General features: G+C 60.3%; 12 protein-coding genes. 3 read left to right on the forward strand and 9 right to left on the reverse strand.

Going from position 1 to position 18,590, the window contains the following annotated elements:
- Positions 1–40 precede the first annotated feature (40 nt).
- From ACA062_RS22985 to ACA062_RS23005, 5 genes are all read right to left on the reverse strand, one after another.
- Entirely contained in the window at positions 41–1,024 is a 984-nt protein-coding gene (locus ACA062_RS22985; protein ID WP_497453150.1) for a FecR family protein, read from the reverse strand.
- Between the two features lie 40 nt (positions 1,025–1,064).
- Positions 1,065–1,565 (reverse strand): sigma-70 family RNA polymerase sigma factor, encoded by a 501-nt coding sequence (locus ACA062_RS22990; RefSeq protein WP_497453151.1) that lies wholly within the window; start codon positions 1,563–1,565, stop codon positions 1,065–1,067.
- A gap of 265 nt (positions 1,566–1,830) precedes the next feature.
- Positions 1,831–6,348: a hemagglutinin repeat-containing protein gene (locus tag ACA062_RS22995; RefSeq protein ID WP_497453152.1), complete on the reverse strand. Its 4,518-nt coding sequence runs from the start codon at positions 6,346–6,348 to the stop codon at positions 1,831–1,833.
- Between the two features lie 90 nt (positions 6,349–6,438).
- Positions 6,439–8,163, reverse strand: coding sequence for a ShlB/FhaC/HecB family hemolysin secretion/activation protein (locus tag ACA062_RS23000; RefSeq protein WP_497453153.1), 1,725 nt, complete (start codon positions 8,161–8,163; stop codon positions 6,439–6,441).
- A gap of 409 nt (positions 8,164–8,572) precedes the next feature.
- Entirely contained in the window at positions 8,573–9,709 is a 1,137-nt protein-coding gene (locus ACA062_RS23005; RefSeq protein WP_497453154.1) for an MFS transporter, read from the reverse strand.
- Between the two features lie 100 nt (positions 9,710–9,809).
- Here ACA062_RS23005 and ACA062_RS23010 point away from each other — a divergent pair, with 100 nt between their 5' ends.
- From ACA062_RS23010 to ACA062_RS23020, 3 genes are all read left to right on the forward strand, one after another.
- Positions 9,810–10,574, forward strand: a complete 765-nt coding sequence (locus ACA062_RS23010) for an AraC family transcriptional regulator (protein WP_497453155.1) — start codon at positions 9,810–9,812, stop codon at positions 10,572–10,574.
- Positions 10,575–10,671: 97 nt separating this feature from the next.
- A complete protein-coding gene (locus tag ACA062_RS23015) occupies positions 10,672–11,793 on the forward strand; it encodes an HlyD family secretion protein (protein ID WP_497453156.1) in 1,122 nt (373 codons plus the stop codon).
- On the forward strand, positions 11,790–13,382 hold the full coding sequence (locus ACA062_RS23020) for a DHA2 family efflux MFS transporter permease subunit (protein WP_497453157.1): 1,593 nt from the start codon (positions 11,790–11,792) through the stop codon (positions 13,380–13,382). Before ACA062_RS23015 ends, ACA062_RS23020 begins: the two co-directional genes overlap by 4 nt.
- A 123-nt stretch (positions 13,383–13,505) precedes the next feature.
- Here ACA062_RS23020 and ACA062_RS23025 read toward each other — a convergent pair whose 3' ends face one another.
- The 4 genes from ACA062_RS23025 to ycaC all read right to left on the reverse strand — a co-directional run bounded on the left by ACA062_RS23025 (position 13,506) and on the right by ycaC (position 18,509).
- Positions 13,506–15,368: a DUF3857 domain-containing transglutaminase family protein gene (locus ACA062_RS23025; protein ID WP_497453158.1), complete on the reverse strand. Its 1,863-nt coding sequence runs from the start codon at positions 15,366–15,368 to the stop codon at positions 13,506–13,508.
- Positions 15,369–15,594: 226 nt separating this feature from the next.
- Entirely contained in the window at positions 15,595–16,035 is a 441-nt protein-coding gene (locus ACA062_RS23030; protein WP_497453159.1) for a carboxymuconolactone decarboxylase family protein, read from the reverse strand.
- Between the two features lie 223 nt (positions 16,036–16,258).
- Positions 16,259–17,701, reverse strand: a complete 1,443-nt coding sequence (locus ACA062_RS23035) for a mechanosensitive ion channel domain-containing protein (RefSeq protein ID WP_497453160.1) — start codon at positions 17,699–17,701, stop codon at positions 16,259–16,261.
- Between the two features lie 181 nt (positions 17,702–17,882).
- Positions 17,883–18,509 carry an isochorismate family cysteine hydrolase YcaC gene (gene ycaC, locus ACA062_RS23040; protein ID WP_497453161.1) on the reverse strand — a complete coding sequence of 209 codons (627 nt, stop codon included), beginning with the start codon at positions 18,507–18,509 and terminating at the stop codon, positions 17,883–17,885.
- Positions 18,510–18,590 lie beyond the last annotated feature (81 nt).

An 18,590-nucleotide genomic window follows, 5' to 3' on the forward strand; every position in this document is an offset into this window, starting at 1 on the left:
AGTTGGACTAGAAGACGATGAACTCGAAAAAAACCTGAATCTATTTTGAAATTATTTGCTGGCTGCCGTCATCGAGGGTCCGCACGGCCACCGGCAGAATGCTCGGCAAGGCCTTGAGCAGTGCGTCGGTGTTGTCGGATTTGAACACGCTGGTCAGGCGCAGATTGCCCACCTTGTCGTTGCCGACGGTCAGCGGTTTCTCCCGATAGCGCGACACTTCTTCGGCGACGTCGCGCAGGCTGGCGTTGTTGAACACCAGTTTGCCGCTGCGCCAGGCGGTCAGTTCCGCAGGATTGACCGCATAGGCGGCGGCCACTTTGCCCTGGGCATCGACCCGCGTACCCAGGCCGGCGGTGAGGCTGATGAACTCACTGTCGCCAGCCTCCCGGCCTTGAACCTTGACAGTGCCCTGCTCGACCACGACCCGGGTTTCAGTGGCACCGCGACGCACGTCGAAGCGGGTGCCGGTGACCGTGACCTTGCCGCTGCCCGCCTCGACCACGAACGGCCGGCGCGTATCGTGTTCGACGCTGAACATCGCTTCGCCCTGCATCAACTCGATGCGGCGCCGGTCCTGTTCATAGTGCACCTGGACGCGGCTGCGGCCGTTCAGGTCGATCACCGAACCGTCCGGCAATGCCACCTGCTGTCGCTCGCCCAGGGCCGTGAAAAACTCGGCGGTGTAGATCGCCGGTTGATTCAACTGGCTGAACAACCCCAATCCGACCGCCACGGCTAACACGCCCGCGGCCACCGCATAACGCACCAGCGGGCGACGTTTGCCGCGGGCCGGCGGGCTTTCGCACAAAGCCTGCAGACGCGCCGCAGGCAGCAGATCAGCCGCCGTCCACAGTCCCTCGAGCAACTGAAATTCGTCGCCATGCTGCGGGTGCTCGTTCAACCAGCGCTCGAAGCGTCGACGTTCTTCGACGTCCACGGCCGGTTCCTGCAAACGCACAAACCAGCGCGCCGCCTCGTCGCGAACCGTCGTTTGCCCGCACGCGCAATCACGAGTATCCATCATGGAAGTTCCTGTCTGTCCGGGGATGAAAAGGCGCGGCCGATCATGATTGCAGCCCATCCAGACGGTCGCGCAAATGCCGCAGGGTGCGGATCATATACTTTTCCACCATGTTCTTGGACAGCCCCAGGCGTTCGGCGATTTCGGCCTGGGTCAGGCCTTCGATCTTCTGCCAGACGAACACCTTGCGGCAGTTGACCGGAAGTTCGGTGAGCGCCCGCTCGATGGAATCAGCCAACTGGATCGCATGCATGAAATGCTCCGGGTCGCCGGACGACGACACACTGTGATCGATCGCCTCCGACGCCATGGCGCCCCGCCGATCCTCACGCCGATAACCGTCCACCGCGATATTGCGCGCGGTCTGGTGCAAGTACGCCCGGGGCTGCACCACGGCGGCCGAATCGGACTCAAGCACCCGCACGAAGGTGTCGTGGGCCAGATCCTCGGCCTGCTGACGATTTCTCAGGCGACGGGTCCAGGTGCCAACCAACTCTTCGTAATGCTCGAAAAAGCCGTGTCTGCGGGGCAGCTTGGGGGTCATTGCGGCGTGCTGTGAAGACGGGGCGTGAATAGTAATGCTTCCTATTAACCAGAAGCAATGGATTCCGGACCGGTGCCTGTCCGGCCAATTCAGGTTATCTGCAAAAAATTGACGGGCAGCCGAGTCGCGGCTTGTCTGCCCGCCCAAGGGACAATCCATTGGATCGTTGTTACAGGTAGTGGGAGTCTTACAGACACCACCAGAACAGGGTCCTAATGAAAACCAGAGCTCATCAAGACCCCATCCGTGGTTACACGGTGCTTACTTAACCCTTGTTCTCGTCAATCCCCGATTGCAACGTTTGCCTGTCGAAACGACCACCAAGGTTCCCGGGACCGAATTTGATACCGAGCTCATCGGCAATCGAGATCTTGGGTTTGCTGCCCTCGGTACCCGGTTTTTGCGGCAGAGCGAATCCGCCCTTGACGCTGTAATCCAGGTTGCTCAAGGTCGTTGTACTGACCCCCGTGTCACCCAGACCGACACGGCCTTCAGCTGATGCAATCCGTGCTCCCGTCAATTGCGTCGTGCCGCCAACCCTGAGATTCACCCCCTGTGTACCGCTGATGCCGGAAGCCTGGCCCACGCCGTCCTTGTACGCATAGGCGCCATCGAACTTGAGGGTAGGCTTGTAATCGAGCGCTTTGAGTCCGCTGTTTTGCGCCAGCTTGTCCTGCTCGACCGGCGCTGCCTTTTTGCCGGTCAGCCCCAGGTCAAGATCAGTCTTGGTCGTGGTCTGGTGGTCCTGACGACTTTCGACGCTCAGATTGCTTGCGACCGTGCCGCTGACCTTCCCGGCATCGATCCGCGCCCCGGCCAATTGCACATCGCCTGCGCTGTTGAGGTCGACATTGCCCGCGGTGATCCGGCTGTTCTGCTCAGTCGTGCTGTTGAGCTGATCCACCCCGAGCTTGGCGCCGGCATTCAACCCATAGTCATTGGACGCGACGTCTACGGTGGCAGTGGTAGTGGCGGTGGAAGTGCTGCTGCCAAGGTTGCCCCCGGCCTTGAGTTCAAGACTCCTGTTGTTGCGGTTCTGCGTGGATTGGGCGGATTGCGCCTGGATCCCGCCCGTCCCTGCATCGAGACGCACATGCGGGGCGTCCGCCCGGGTGCCTTGCAGGTAGATCGAATCGCCGCTGAGACCGATCCTGTCCTGGCTCTTGAGCTGGACGCCGGTCAAGGTCTGCGCCGACTCATCAACCCGACCGGCATTGAAATTGATGCCGAGGGTGCCGGTCTTGGCGACGCTGTTTTCGGTGCTGGTTTTGCTGCCGCCCAGATCCAGGCCGCCCCCCAGATTGCTGCCCTTGACCAGGTGGGTGTCGCTGGCCGCTTGCAGGCCGAGTTTGCCGCCGGCCTTGAGGTCTACCGCGCCCGGTGTGTCGATCCGGGTCCCTTGCAGCAGCAGATCGCCACCGCTGCTCAGTTCTACCGGGCCTTGACCCTGGATCTCGGCGACACGGGCCTGGCTGTCCCGGACCTGACTGCCTTTATGATCGAGCTGCACACCGGCACCGACCGTCGCGTTGGTGGCATTGGTGCCCGGCAGGGTGCCGACGTTCAGCGAGGCCTTGCCGCGCAGGCTGGACGTGTCGCTGTCCTGGCGATCGTTGGCCTGATTCAGCGCCAGTTCACCACCGGTCTTGATCGTCACGCCGCTCTCCCCGCCATCGAACCGGCTGCCCTCGAACTGCCCGTCGCTCCCCAGGTTGATGTTCACCCCCTGGCTGCCGGCGTAGCTGCCGACCACCGCGGTGGACGTGTTCTTCTGTGTCTGACGGCTGCCACCCTCACCGCTGCCCGCAACGTTCACATCCTGGCCGGTCTTGGTGTAGACCCGCACGTCAACCTTGGCGTCCAGCGCCTGATCGGTGCTGCCTTGGGTGATGCTGGCGGCGTTGGCGATCAACCGGTCGGCGCTGATGTTGACCTTGCCGGCGCTGGCTTCGTACCGGGTGCCCTGGTCCTGCAACGTGCCGGCGACCTTGACGTCTACCGTGCCGCCCTTGAACTGGCTGACCACATCGCTGCCGTTGCGCACCTGGCGGTCGGCATTCTGATGACCGAGGGCAACGCTGACCCCGATATCAGGCTGACCGAGCTTGCCCAATGCGCCCACGTCCGGGACTTTTGCGTCGATGGCGCTTTTAACGGCGTCGGCGATGGGACGGGCGATGTCCTTGTACGCGAGATCGATGCCGACGCCTGCCTGCCAGTTGCTTTCCTTGTGGGTACTGCTGTCCGTGTCCTGCGCCACCCGGTTGTCGATTTCACCGGCGTCGACCACCAGGCCTTTGCCAGCACTGACTTGCGCCCCTTCAGTGATCAGTTTTTCGGCAGTGATGTTCAATTTACCGCTGCTCTGGACCTTGCTGGTTTGGGCAGTGGTGGTGTCGCGGGTGTCCAGGGACGTCGAATTCGCGAAGTCCAGGCCACTGCCTACCCGATCAAGGCCGCCGGTGTAGTTGAAACCGCCGCTGGTGCTGCGCCGGTCCGTCGAGGTGTGTTGACTGTCCTGTTCGGCCAGCAGTGCAACGGTTTTGCCCGTCAGGGACGTATCGCCCGCGGTGGCCGTGACGTCGGCACCCTTGAGCGTCAGGTCGCCAGCTGCCGTCAATTGCACGTCAGACCCGGCCAGGCTGGAGCCTTGCTGGCGCACTTCGTTGTCGGTCAGGGTTTGCGTCTTGTCTTCATAACGCACGCCTGCGCTGTACTGGCCGGCAGCCGGCGCGTTCTCCCTGGCGTAGGCATCCAGGCCGCGGCTGGCAGTGGTTGTGCTGCTATCGTGGGTGTCCTGCGCCGAATGCACATTCAGATCTCCCGCCGCATCTGCATTGAGCGTACCGCCTGCCTTGACCGTGGAGCCCGCGACTTCGATGTCCCTGGCGCTCTTGAGGGTGAGGTTGGTGTCGGAAGTGAGCTCGCTGCGCACCGTGGTGTTGTCCCGGGTGTTTTCGCGAGTTTCATTTTTGCTGATGCCGAGAAATTTGTTGTCCTTGTTGTGGCTGTTGATGTGGGATGTGTCCTGCACGCCATCGATGATCAGCGAACCCTTGTCGCTGATGACGCTGGCCTCTGTGCCGCCGCGCACCTGGCTACCGCTGATGCGCACGTCGTCGGCCTTGACGATCAATTTGCCGGCGGCATTGATTTCGCTGCCCTGGTGCAGGGTTTTGCCCTGATCCGTATCACCGGTCTTGCCAAAGAACCCGCCGCCGACCAAGTCCCCGGAGTAGCGGTCGTCGCGTTTGAGCTCGGTGCGGGTGGCGGTGGTGATTTCCACCCTTTTGGCGGCGAGCTGGACATCGTTCGGGCTGATCACTTGTGCGCCTTCAGAGCGCAGCAACCCGGCTGCGGTCAACGCAATGTTGTCGCCCTTCAATTGCGTGATAACACTGCGCTGCTCTTCACTGCGACTGTCCCAGTTGGCTCTCCACAGGTGTTTGCGCTGTTTGCCCTGATCGGTTCTGGTGTCGCTTTCGATGGCCGACGTGAGGCGCAGATCGCCGCCGCTCTGCACCCTGAGATCCTTCGCCGCCTCGACCCGGGCGGCTTTGAGTTCGGTATCGCCGCCCGAAGAAAGGTCCACATCACGGCGAGCAATAATCTGGCTGCCATGCTGCAGCAAATCGCCTTCGGTCTGGGTCTGCTCGTAGGTTTCCCAAGTGATGCCGAGAGTGTCTTCGCTCCAGTCGTTGCGTTTTTCCTTGAGCCTGCGGCTTTGCGCAGTTGTCAGCGTAAGATTGCGGCCGGCGCCGACCTTGACGTCACGACCACTGATATCGGCGGCGGCCACAAACAGGTCGTTGCCGCTGTACAAACCAACATCGCCCTGGCTGCTATGCACGCCGGTGCGGACCACTTCGAGGCTGTCCGTCACGGGCCCACCGCTGATGACCAGATCGCCGGCCGAACGAATCTGCACACCGTCGCGACCTGCCACCTGCACCGGGCCGACATGCACGCCCGCGCCTTCTGCGGTGCTGATAATGTTGATGCGCCCGGCCTGCATGGCGCCGAACAGGCGGGCGTCGATGCGGCCGTCGCCGCTGTCGCCGCTCGGGTCGACGTACCGCACCTGCCCGCTGGCGTAGTCCACTGAATTGCGCCCGACCGTGAGGTTCAAGTCGTCGCGGGCGCCAAGCTTGCCTTCGCTGTCGATACGCGGAGCGATCAGGTTGATCGAGCCTTCGCTGTTCTGAAGACCCGCGCCCCGGATGTTCAGCTCCCCCGTGGCATCGCGGGTGCTCAGGGCGAGCAGCTTGTCTTCGTTCAGCTCGGGGCGCCCGACCAGGAGATGGGCGTTTGGGGTGTTGATGAAACCGGCGCCATTGAGCGAAATGCCGTTGGGGTTGGCCAGCACGTAATCGGCGCTACGGCCGAAGATCTCCTGGACGCCATTGATGGCCGAGGCGTTGCGGCTGATCACTTCGTTGAGGATCACGCTCGCCGCCTGTCCCTGGAACTGCGGGTTGGCGGCCAGTTGCCCGGCGAGTTGCGACTGCCCGGCTTCCAGGGCGTTGTTCAGGACCAGGCCCTGGCGGTCGACGTTGTAGTCGAGAAACTGGTTATGGGACAGGCCGGAGCCGTTGGGCGCCACGATATTGACGATGGGCACGCCGTCCCGGGTTTGCAGTTGCGCGGTGCCGCCGGGCCCGGGAGCGACCACGACGCCCGTCGCCAGGGCATTTGGCACAGGTGCAAGGAGAAACAGGCTGGCAATCGCCCAGCGCAATTTGCCACCGGGGGCGAGATGAAACACCAAGGGTTTTGCTGACATAAGAACCTCAAAATTCAAGTGCGGTATCACGGCGCGCGGGAAGGACTGCCGTGGCTGGCGCGCACAGCACCCTCGGCAGTTTTGTTAGGTTCATATCTGCAATCCCACGCGCATCAGCCAGGTCGGTGGCTCGTGCTTGAACTGGCTGGGCAAGCTGATGCTGCGTTGGTAATCGAGGTCGACTTGCAGGCTTTTCCAGCTCAGGTTGACCCCGACGCTGCCCCCGCTCAGGCGTTGACTCGGGGCACCGCGATCGGCCTGGAACACACCGCTGTCCAGCCCCAGGCGCGGGGTGATCTGCACCGGCAAGTCGCTGCGCAACGGCAGGCGCAGGGTGTTGCGCCAGACAGCCCCGCTGGCACCGGACGCGCTGTTGATGCGAAATCCGCGCACCGCTGAATCGTCGGTGGCCAGCAATTGCTCGATGGCCGGCAATGGGTCAGGGCTGTATTGCACATTGAGCTGGCTTTGCCATTGCCAGGCCTGCTGGCCAAAGCGGCCATTGCGCCACTGACCGAGGCCGGCGCGGTACTTGCGAAACTGCGCCTTGGGCTCGCGGTAGAGCCGGCGCTCGGCATCATCGTCCGCGCCAAACCACCGCTGGCCCTGGGCATAATTGACGTCCAGGTTCCACACCGCAGTGTCGAGCCAGAACAGATTCAGCCCGGCTTCGGCCACGGTCAGGGTCGGGCTCTGAATGCCCAGGTGCGCGGTCCCCAGGTAGCTGTCGACCTCTTTGTGGGCCAGTTGCAGATTGGCGCTGAGTTGATGGCCCTGGCCGCGCCATAACACCCGATCGGTGCGCAGGCTGAGCTGATCGGTCGTGCCGGTACTTTGAAACGTCAGGTAGCCCAGCTTGAATGGCGCCCGATATTCCCCGTGGCTGGCAAAGACACTCCAGGTCCAGTAGCCGTAAGGAATGCTGTAATACAGGCTGGCGCTGCGGCTGTAGCGATCGCCCTGGTTGAGGGTGTCGCTGAAGCTGACATTGAACACATCATTGATTTGCAGCGGCGAGTCGAGTCCAAGATTGAGCGTATGACGATTGCGCCCGGTGATGGCGCTGCCGAGATTGTCCAGCCCCAGGTTCAACGCCCAGCGCGATTGATCGCGGGTGCGCGAACGCAAGATGATCCGCGAGGCGCCAGGCTCGCTGCCGGGTGCGATGTCGGCGCTCAGGTCCACGGAGCGCAGGCGGTTCAATTGATCCAGACCTTGCTCCAGGTCCCGCAGATTCAGCGCCTTGCCGAGCATCCCGGGAAATGCGCCGCCAAGGGCAACGGGCAGGCTCTGGTCGGCCAGTTCGATGGACTCGACGTAGCCTTCATCGACCAGGATATCCAGCGACTGCCCGGCCTCTGGCGTCGTGCTGAGGTACGGCCGACTGGCGATGTAACCCGCTTGCACATAAAGCCCGGTGATGGTCGCCAGCACCTGGTTGATCTGGTTTACGCCCATGCACGGCGACAATGTCGGGGTGAGGCGCTGGTCGAGTGCCTTGCGGTCGATCAGCGTGACGCCACCGACGCGCACCCCGCTGACGGACCAGCATCGCTCATCGACAACCTTTGTGTCGGCTGCCGCTGGCGCGGTCGGCGCGCCACTGAAACTGCCGCGCTCAAGTTGTCGGCGGCGTTGTTCCAGTTGTAGTTGTTGCAGGTCAATTTTTTGCTGTTGTTGCTGGCGTAATACTTCCTGTCCAGGCGCGGAAGGCTCGGCGGCATACAACGGTAAAATACTAAAACCCAGTAACAAGACCGATAAGGGCGAGCGAGTCTTGGGACGACGAGGTACAACGCGAATACTATTCGGCACCTGACTTCCTGGCGTTCTTGAAAGGGCGCGATGCCGTTTCGTCTGTGCGTTTAATAGTTAAAGCATCGTCCTATTTATGCAATACGGCGATTACGGACTTTTAAACGATTTAGAGTTTACACATTACTCGCGTCTTACTTTTCACCTCCCGACTCCTACTAAGGAGCACCTACTTATTACTTGCCACCTACTACTTTCATCAGGCAACTTCCTAATTCCTACATACTAGTTCATTGCGTCCTACTACCGACTTCTTACATTCAACTTTCAGCGTCCTATTTCCTACGCAAAGACTGGAAACCAAAAACAATTGGTACAAAATATTAATGGATAGTGATCTTCGAGAGTGAACGGGCGCGAGCCTGCTCGCGACGGCGGCTCTCAGGCAACCGAGACGAAAATCGATAAATCACTGGCCCTTGCGCTGTAGCCTGATCCCGGCCAGCACTAATGCCAACGCAGCGCACAGCATCAAGGTTTCACCCAGCGCCTGACCCCAGCCCACAATTATCAGCCCGCCGCCAATCAGCAGGTAATAAAGCAAACCAAACAACGCGCCCGCCGTGCCCAACCGGTCGCCATAGTTCACCAAGGCCGAGCCAAGGATGTTAGGGATCGCCATGCCGAACCCAAGCACCACCAGCAACATCGCCAGTACCAACAGAACACTGTCCTGCATCAGCCAAACGCCCATACCACCCAGCAGCACCGACACCGCCGCGAGCCGAATCAGCCGAGGGCCGCTGTAGTTTCTACCTAACAGTCGTTTGTTGAGCCAGGCACCCAGGCCGGAACCCAGGGCCAGGATCACGCCGCTGTAGCCGAACCATTGCGCACTCAAGCCCTGTCGCTGAAACACGAAGGGGCCAAGGCTGTAGTAGCTGAACAGGGCAATGTTGAACAGCGCCACCAACAGCGTCGAGCGCCAGATATCGAGGTCCTGGAGCATTCTCCATAGCGTCTCGAACAGCGCGGGTGTCGCCACATTCCGCGGCAAGGTTTCCGGCAAGGTTCGCAGGCACCACAGCCATAACATCGAGGCCAACAGCAACAGACATCCGACCACACCTCGATAGCCATAGGCATGTACCAGACTCGCTCCAGTGAACAGGCCGATCGCCGGGCTGGCCGCCAGCGCGATGCCCATCACTGAAAAAACCTGGGCCAGTTCCGCGCCCTTGAAGCGGTCGCGCAACAGGGTTTGCGTGACGACCGAGCCCACCGCGGCCCCAAATGCGGCCAGTGCCTGGGCCGCCAACAAGGCATTGAAGTGGCTGACATTCAGCGCCAGTACCGATGCAGCGGTGTACAGCGCCAGCCCGGCAAGCATCGTCGGCCGGCGCCCGATCCGGTCGCACATCCGGCCCCACACCACCACGCCAAAGGCGAAGGCCAGGAAAAACACCGACAGGCTTTGTGCCGCCTGTTGCGGCCCGACGGCAAAGACCAGGCTGATGTCGGCCAGGGCCGGGCTATACAGGGTTTGGGCGATTTGCGGAAACATCAGCAATGCAATCGCCAACATCAACAGATTTCTGGAATTCATCAAAGACATCGCTCTGCAAGATAATTGCCGAGCAGCATACGAAGTCAGGCCTGTCGTATTATCCAGATCCTGACAATCTATCGATGAAATCGGACAAACCATGGCATGGCTTGACGCCCGCGCGCGATTCGATCCCGACAGCTACCCAGCACCCGTCATTGGCATCGCGGCAATCCTGGGCGATCACGATTCCGGCGTGCATCGACATCATCGAGGGCAACTGCTGTTCACCCGTCAGGGCTGCACGCGCATCACCCTGGCGCAACAGTTGTGCCTGTTGCCGCCCTCCCGCGCCGCCTGGATTCCGCCCGGGGTTACCCACCGCGCCGTGATGCAGCAAAGCGTCGACTACCGCTCCATCTACCTGATTCCCGCGTTGTGCGCCGAACTGCCACAACACACCTGCGTGATTGAAGTCAGCCCATTGCTGCGAGCCGTGCTGGAGCCGATGGCCGACGCCGACTTCGACAGCGATTGGCAGCGAGGCAAGTTCGTTCATCTACTGGCGCTGTGCCTGAGCGAAATCCGTGACGCCGCGCACCAACCGATGCTGTTGCCACTGCCCTGGGACAAACGCCTGGCACCGCTACTCGCAACGCTCGAACAGCTGCCAGCGGAACTTCAAGTCCTGGAACGACAGATCGGCGCCAGCAGCCGAACCATCGGGCGAATCTTCCAGCGGGAAACCGGCATGGGTTATCAACAGTGGCGCCAGCAATGGCGGCTGATGCGCGCCATCGAACTCCTGGCCACCGGGCGAAACATCAGCTACAGCGCGTTCGAGCTGGGGTTTGCCAGTGACAGTGCATTCATTGCCTTCTTCAAGGACATGACCGGCGTCACGCCGGGTGCCTGGCTGAAATAGCCGCCTGACGACCGCAGTGAAAAACCAATTGCCACAAAATATTACATACGTCATATTATAGATGTAATATAGGCCCGTTCCCCACAGGTAATTCTCCATGACCAGCATGCCCACACTTGAACCCGACCTTGCTGCCTCGGTGAACACGGCCAAGCCTCGCCTGTTCAAGCGCGTGCTCCTGTTGACTGCCTCCGTGGCAGCCCTGGTATGCGCCGGGCTTTACGCGACTCACTGGTGGACCGCCGGCCGTTTCATCGAAGAAACCGACGATGCCTACATCGGTGCCGATGTGACGGTGATCGGGCCCAAGGTCGCGGGTTATATCGAAGAAGTGCTGGTCACTGACAACCAGCAGGTCAAGGCCGGCGATGTGTTGATTCGTCTGGATTCCCGTGACTACCGCGCCAACCTGGCCAAGGCCGAAGGTGCGGTGGCTGCCGAGCAAGCATTGCTGGCCAACCTCGACGCCACCGAACAATTGCAACATGCGGTGATCGGCCAGGCCCGCGCCGGGATCGATGCCGCCGGCGCCGAAACCGCTCGGTCACGGGACGACAATGCGCGCTACAAACGCCTGGTGAGCAGCAATGCCGTCTCGGTGGAAAGTGCCCAGCGCGCCGATGCCACCTTCAAGACGGCCCAGGCGTTGAGTGCCCGGGCCCAGGCCGAACTGCTGGCCGCGCAACGCCAGTTGGCCGTGATCGAAACCCAAAAACAACAAGCCCGCGCTGCATTGATGCAGGCCCGGGCCGAGCGTGACCTGGCGCAACTGAATGTTGGCTACACCGAACTGCGGGCGCCGATCGATGGCGTGATCGGCAATCGTCGCGCGCGGGCCGGCGCTTATGCCCAGGCCGGTTCACAACAGTTGTCGGTCGTGCCGGCCCGCGGGCTGTGGGTCGACGCCAACTTCAAGGAAGATCAACTGGCGCGCATGACACCGGGCCAGCGGGTGATCATCCATGCCGACGTGCTCTCGGGGCACGAATTCCACGGTCACCTCGACAGTCTCGCCCCGGCCAGCGGTTCGCAATTCAGCGTGCTGCCACCGGAAAACGCCACCGGCAACTTCACCAAGATCGTGCAGCGGGTGCCGGTGCGAATCCTGCTCGATCCGGCCGACGGCGTGCTTGGCCACCTGCGTCCGGGCCTGTCGGTGACCGCGGAAGTGGACACCCGCCAAGGGCCTGAAACCCCAGCCGTGGCCAGCGCACCATGAGCCGCGCCCTCCCCGCTCCCCCGCAACCATTCGATGCCGCGGGCATGGCGACGGCGACCAAGGTCTTCGCCTTCGCCAGCATGTGCATCGGCATGTTCATCGCCCTGCTGGATATCCAGATCGTCTCCGCCTCGTTGCGTGACATCGGCGGTGGACTTTCTGCCGGCACCGACGAAACCGCGTGGGTGCAGACCAGTTACCTGATCGCTGAAATCATCGTGATCCCGCTGTCCGGCTGGCTGTCCCGGGTGTTCTCGACCCGCTGGCTGTTCTGCGCCTCGGCGGTGGGTTTCACCCTGGCCAGCCTGCTGTGCGGCGTGGCCTGGAACATCCAGAGCATGATCGCCTTCCGTGCCCTGCAGGGGTTTCTCGGCGGTTCGATGATCCCGTTGGTGTTCACCACCGCGTTTATTTTCTTCAGCGGCAAACAGCGGGTGATCGCTGCTGCAACCATCGGCGCGGTGGCCTCACTGGCACCGACCCTGGGGCCGGTGATCGGTGGCTGGATCACCGACATTTCGTCCTGGCACTGGTTGTTCTATATCAACCTGATACCGGGGATTTTCGTCGCGCTGGCGGTGCCGATGCTGGTGAAGATCGACCAGCCGGAACTGTCGCTGCTCAAAGGCGCCGACTACCTGAGCATGCTGTTCCTGGCGCTGTTTCTCGGTTGCCTGGAATACACCCTCGAAGAAGGCCCGCGCTGGAACTGGTTCAGCGACAGCACGATCCTGACCACGGCGTGGATCAGCGGCCTGGCCGGCCTCGCCTTCATCGGTCGCACCCTGCACGTGGCCAACCCGATCGTCGACCTGCGTGCGTTGAAAGACCGCAACTTCGCCCTCGGCTGCTTCTTTTCGTTCGTCACCGGGATTGGCCTGTTCGCCACGATTTACCTGACGCCACTGTTTCTCGGCCGGGTGCGTGGTTATGGCGCGCTGGACATTGGCCTGGCGGTTTTCTCCACCGGCGTGTTCCAGATCATGGCGATTCCGCTGTATGCCTTTCTGGCCAACCGCGTCGACCTGCGCTGGATCATGATGACCGGCCTTGGGCTGTTCGCCCTATCGATGTGGGACTTCAGCCCCATCACCCACGACTGGGGGGCCAAAGAATTGATGCTGCCCCAAGCCTTGCGCGGGATTGCCCAGCAACTGGCGGTACCGCCCGCCGTCACCCTGACCCTCGGCGGCCTGGCGCCCTCGCGGCTCAAGCATGCCTCGGGATTGTTCAACCTGATGCGCAACCTGGGTGGCGCCATCGGCATCGCCGCGTGCGCGACCATCCTCAATGACCGCACCAACCTGCACTTCACCCGGCTGGCCGAAAACCTCAACAGCAGCAACGAAGCCCTGAACCAGTGGCTGGCCCAGGTCGGCAACAACTTCGCCGCCCTCGGCCAAAGCGGCGACGTCGGCGTCACCGCCAGCCTGCGTCAACTCTGGCTGCTGACCTACCGCGAAGCCCAGACGCAAACTTACGGCGACGCGTTCCTGATGATCATGGTCGGCTTCATCCTCGCCACGGCAATGGTGCCCTTGATGCGCAAGGTGCAACCACCGGCCGCGCCGAGTGCGGATGCTCATTGAGAACGCTCGTGGGTCTATACGTTAGATCAATATCACTGGAGGCTGCGCGGCCTCCAATCAACCAGTCAACTACGACGCACCCTCTTATACCGGCCCTGTTGCGACACCTTGAACTCGCCAACCCTATTGAACCTGAACCACGATCTGTGATTTCAAATCGCTTACCATAGAACCAATCACTGAACTCATGCCTTTGAAATCATCAGGACTGCACAACGCACTGGGGTTGTAAAACTTCAAGTATCGACGAACGACCACTGCGCCAGGCTCTTTTGAGTAGTTGGAAATGTACTCAAATTTTTCATGGCGCAAGGTCATGGACTTAGGCACCGCGACAATACTGACCTCTTTCGCAAACTCAAAACGCGCCTGCTCTTCAGTCTCTCCCGAGATGCAGGTAAAGGCCTGACCACGATCGCTCTCCGCTGCGAACGTAAAAACGTTCTGCGCAATACCTCCAGCGAAGCTGCTCATAGTGAAAACGCCCGTAGGCCCAGGAAAGCCAACAAGATTCTCCGACAGACCGATCATTTTTATTGAAAGTTCGTTAGTGTCAGCCTCGAGTTGGGCGGCGCTGAACTCTCCTTTACCCGTCTGTCCGTAGCTCGCCAGGACTTTTTGCACCCACTGGTTTCTATCAACGGCGCTCATGGAGTTAACGGCGTAACGATTGGGTTCTGCGGCCCAACCTGTGATTCGGGATGAGTGAGTAAAGTCGGCGTCACCGTTTGCGTGAACCTTGAACACCGTGTTGCTCTCAACCTTTCCGTCCTGGGTAGAAGGTGTACGTCCCAGCGTTCCTGACTTGCTGAAAACGACAGGCTTATCGAGATTGAAAATGGGCAGATAACCGCCCGCAACCCCTTCTGCGGTCGAGTCCAGATAAAGGTCCAGAGTCGGAATATAGGTAATTACATGATTGATCACACCCAGGGTTGGCACCTTGGGCAAGGTATACGCATTCTCGGCGTTAAGCAGCGCAGGCGTACTCTCTATAGCCACAGCCGCGAGCAATGACTCCAACAACACTACGTGATCTTTGCAGTCGCCATAGCGATTGGCGAGAATCGTTTCGACCGGATTAGGAACGACACTGCCCGCGCCCACATAGACTGCGACATAACGGATATTTTTTCGTACCCAATCATTCAGGGCAATCGCTTTGTCCCGAGGGTCAACCAGATGGGCGGTTATCGTTTGTGCCAACTGACTGATGTCTGCTGTTACACGACTCTTCGCTCGGGCATCGTAAGCCTGGGCAAAGGCCTGGAAGTCAGGAAATGTAGAAACGGCTAAATACTGACCGTAATCCTGGTAAGCGACAGAGCCATGTTCGATACGAGCTTTTTTTTCAGGGATATTGTCCCAACGGTAAAGGGTTCGTCCCGCCATAGTGACAGGATCGCTGGCCTTGAAGCCTCGAGCATCGGCGTACAACGGCATGCTTTGCGGCAAGTCATAAACAAGCGTGTACTGCTCGGCAGGGTGAAAAGTGGGATGCGATAACGACTCGAAGTGCTGCGGGAACAATGCAGTGTTGCGATGTGTTTTGTATCGAATAGAAAGACGGTCACCCACAGCAACGTCGGGAAAGATGACCACCTTGACCAATGTATCCTGAAACATTGGTGCGCCCGCTGAACCGCGCTCTTGTTGTTCTTTGATCTGGTCAGGCTTGACCACAAACTTGCGACCATCCGGCTTTTGCGTGAATGCCTCGACGACCTCCAGGTTTTCCAAGGTGCGGTTGTAGCTCAAGTGATGTTGTGCATAAACGTTGATGGCACGTTCTTCGTTAATCAAGATCACCCTGTCATTGGTGGCTATGAAGCTGCCGTCTGCGTTAATGACATGCTTGCGAATATCTTTTTCGATGGTGATCGAGGTGTCTGTGCCATCGTTGTTGGCCAACGCTGAGGTTACTGCCATAAGACAGCAGGCGATGAAACCAAGCAATCGCAAACACTGGAAGATATAAAGTCGCATATATGAACACACTTGATAAATGAGATGTGTTCGCAATATACCGCAGCATTACATCAAAAGTGCGCCTCCCTCGACGCTGAAAGTAGAATCAGAACACTCCTACATCGGTCCTACAGAAACGTCCTTCAGATGTCCGTAGTCCGTTTCATCCTCGCCACGGCGATGATGCCCTTTATAAGTAAGGTGCAACTACGGGCCGTGGCGAGTGCTCATTGAACCTTGCGTGTTACTCCTGAGGCATCTTGCGAAAACCTACCGCCAACCGGTTCCAGCTGTTGATGGTGGAGATCGCCACGGTCAGGTCGACCATTTCCTTGGGCGTGAACTGGGCCGAGGCCAGTTCATAGTCTTCATCCGGTGCGTGGGTCAGGCTGAGCTGGGTCAGGGATTCGGTCCAGGCCAGGGCGGCGCGCTCGCGGGCGGTGAAGAACGGCGCCTCGCGCCAGGCGGTCACGGCGAACAGGCGACGCGGGGTTTCCCCCCCTTTGATCGCATCGGCGGTGTGCATGTCGATGCAGAAGGCGCAACCGTTGATCTGCGAGGCGCGCAGCTTGACCAGTTCGATCAGCGACTTTTCCAGCGGCAGCTTCGACACCGCGGTCTCCAGGGCGATCATGGCTTTGAGGGCGTCGGGGGAAGCCGTGTAGAAATCGATACGAGGTTGCATGGTGGACTCCGGTAACAAAGGATGTGGCGCTACGTTAATCCCGCACCGACAGGCAGCAAATAGCCAATTATTGGGAAGTCGAGGATGCCAATTGAGGTTTGGCAACATACGTCGTTCGAGGACTGGAGCAGCTATGACCGCACCCTGGTCGGTAAACAGCTGGTCCGCCAGGCGCCGACTGACGGCCCACTCGATTGCAGCCGCCCCCATGACCTTCGAACCCCTACGTTCGATTGCGCAACCACTGCAGGAACCCCCTCTTCTCCTCGACCTTAGGCACTTCTTGGGTGAGCGTGCGAGCCTTGTTCAAGCGGAAATCCAGCAGCGCCGTCATCGCCTCGCTGATGTCATGCCGCGCATCCAGGCAGGGTTTGAGGTATTCCTTCTCGATCCGGTACAGGCTGCAGAACGTCTTGGCGGTGAATTGCGCCGGGAGCGCCGTATCGGACAATATCCCGCCCTCGCCGATCACCTCGCCCGGCCCCATGCGTCCGGACTCGAACATGACGCCGCCACGGCTCAGCTCCACCGAGACCACGCCGGATTCGATGATCAACAAATGATCGCTGACCTCTCCTGCCGGCAGGATCAGTTCCCCGGCGCGGAAGGTTTGCAGTGTCATGTTCTGGCTGAAGGTTTCCTTCTCTTCCTGACGCAGGGTCGAGAAGATGTTCGAGGTGTCGAGCAATGCCCGTGGCCGTGACAGATTGGCCGGTGCATTCGGTTCGACGTTCGACAACAGGTTGACACCGGAGGCTTGCAAGTGCCGGAACGCCAGGTCGAACAGCTGGTTGCGCACCATGCGCTTCTGATCCATGGACTCGACGAAACCACTGATTTCGTATTCCATGCCGGCGCTGCTGGCGCTTTTCAACGAGACGCTGGGCGCCGGTTTGCTCAACAACTGGCGGCAGCCCTGCATGGCTCGTTCCAGGGCTTCGATCACCGTGTTCGGACGCGCATGAGGGCTCAGTTGCAGGCTGATCGAGACGCCGAAAATGTCGCTCGGGCGGCTGAAGTTGATGATCTTGGCCTTGGCCGCCAGCGAATTGGGGATCACCGCCATGCTGCCCTGGGCGGTTTGCAGGCGCGTGGCGCGCCAGTCGATGTCGGTGACCCGGCCTTCGGTGCCGTCGATGGAGATCCAGTCATCCAGTTGATAGGGTTTGGTGGTGTTGAGGACGATCCCGGAGAACACGTCACTGAGGGTGCTTTGCAGGGCCAGGCCGACGATGATCGCCAATGCTCCGGACGTGGCCAGGACGCCCTTGACCGGGAGTTCGAGCACGTAGGCCAGGGCGGCGATAATGGCGATCAAAAAGATCACCGCTCCGAGCAAGTCTTGCAACAACCGCCCGGTGTGCCCGACCCGCTGCATCATCGCCGCGCCGATCAGCACCGTCAGGGTTCGCGCGCCGAACAGCCACCATCCAATCTGCAATCCGATCGCTGCCAGGTGCAGCGGGATGTTGTCAGCCCAGGGTGCCGGCTCCAGCGGGTTCAAGCCTTCGTTGAACAGCACGACGCTGAACAGCGAGAAAATCACCAGGCGCACCACCAGTTTCCAGTGGCTGCCATTGGCACTGATCAACCGCCACAGGCCGAGATCGATCAGGATCAGGACCAGGGCGCAGAGCAAGGGGTGATCGGTGAGCAGGGACAGCATCGAGCAGCTCCAGACAGGTGCGGATGGGCACAGTGTAGGAGCAAACGCAGACTCGAGAACAACACAAAAACCTGTGGGAGCGGGCTTGCCCGCGATGGCGGTTGAGCAGACACATTTGCAGTGACTGATCGATCGCTATCGCGGGCAAGCCCGCTCCCACAGGTTATGTGTGTTTCCAGGTTTATTTGCTGTTGGTCAGCGTGTTGTAGCTGGTCATCAGGTTGCGATAGTCCGGGATGTGGTTGGAGAACAAGGTGGCCAGGCCTTCCACGTCATTGCGCCAGTCGCGATGCAGCTCGCAGGCCAGGCCGAACCAGGTCATCAATTGCGCACCGGAGGACGACATGCGGTCCCAGGCCGATTGGCGGGTCAGTTCGTTGAAGGTGCCGGAAGCGTCGGTGACCACAAACACATCGAAGCCTTCAGCCAACGCCGAGAGTGCCGGGAACGCCACGCACACCTCGGTCACTACGCCCGCGATGATCAGTTGTTTCTTGCCGGTGGCCTTGATCGCCTTGACGAAGTCTTCGTTGTCCCAGGCATTGATCTGGCCAGGACGGGCGATGTACGGCGCGTCCGGAAACAGCGCCTTGAGCTCGGGCACCAGCGGGCCGTTGGGGCCGGTTTCGAAACTGGTGGTGAGGATGGTCGGCAACTTGAAATACTTGGCCAGGTCAGCCAGGGCCAGCACGTTGTTCTTGAAACGGTCCGGTTCGATGTCGCGCACCAGAGACAGCAGGCCCGCCTGATGATCCACCAACAAAACGGCGGCGTTATCCTTGTCGAGACGTTTGTAAGAAGCAGTCATGGGGAAATCCTCGCTTTTAATCGATGCCGAAGGTGCCGGCGTGAGTGAACTCTGTTTTTTCGTCAAATGCGGCCAGGCAAG

The organism is Pseudomonas sp. LBUM1679 (genome assembly GCF_059695565.1).

Coding starts and splice junctions, on each gene's coding strand:
- ACA062_RS23030 (WP_497453159.1), bottom strand. CDS start 16,035: ATGCAACCTCGTATCGATTTCTACACGGCTTCCCCCGACGCCCTCAAA.
- ACA062_RS22985 (WP_497453150.1), bottom strand. CDS start 1,024: ATGATGGATACTCGTGATTGCGCGTGCGGGCAAACGACGGTTCGCGAC.
- ACA062_RS23020 (WP_497453157.1), top strand. CDS start 11,790: ATGAGCCGCGCCCTCCCCGCTCCCCCGCAACCATTCGATGCCGCGGGC.
- ACA062_RS23015 (WP_497453156.1), top strand. CDS start 10,672: ATGACCAGCATGCCCACACTTGAACCCGACCTTGCTGCCTCGGTGAAC.
- ACA062_RS23010 (WP_497453155.1), top strand. CDS start 9,810: ATGGCATGGCTTGACGCCCGCGCGCGATTCGATCCCGACAGCTACCCA.
- ACA062_RS23035 (WP_497453160.1), bottom strand. CDS start 17,701: ATGCTGTCCCTGCTCACCGATCACCCCTTGCTCTGCGCCCTGGTCCTG.
- ACA062_RS22990 (WP_497453151.1), bottom strand. CDS start 1,565: ATGACCCCCAAGCTGCCCCGCAGACACGGCTTTTTCGAGCATTACGAA.
- ACA062_RS23005 (WP_497453154.1), bottom strand. CDS start 9,709: ATGAATTCCAGAAATCTGTTGATGTTGGCGATTGCATTGCTGATGTTT.
- ACA062_RS23025 (WP_497453158.1), bottom strand. CDS start 15,368: ATGCGACTTTATATCTTCCAGTGTTTGCGATTGCTTGGTTTCATCGCC.
- ycaC (WP_497453161.1), bottom strand. CDS start 18,509: ATGACTGCTTCTTACAAACGTCTCGACAAGGATAACGCCGCCGTTTTG.
- ACA062_RS22995 (WP_497453152.1), bottom strand. CDS start 6,348: ATGTCAGCAAAACCCTTGGTGTTTCATCTCGCCCCCGGTGGCAAATTG.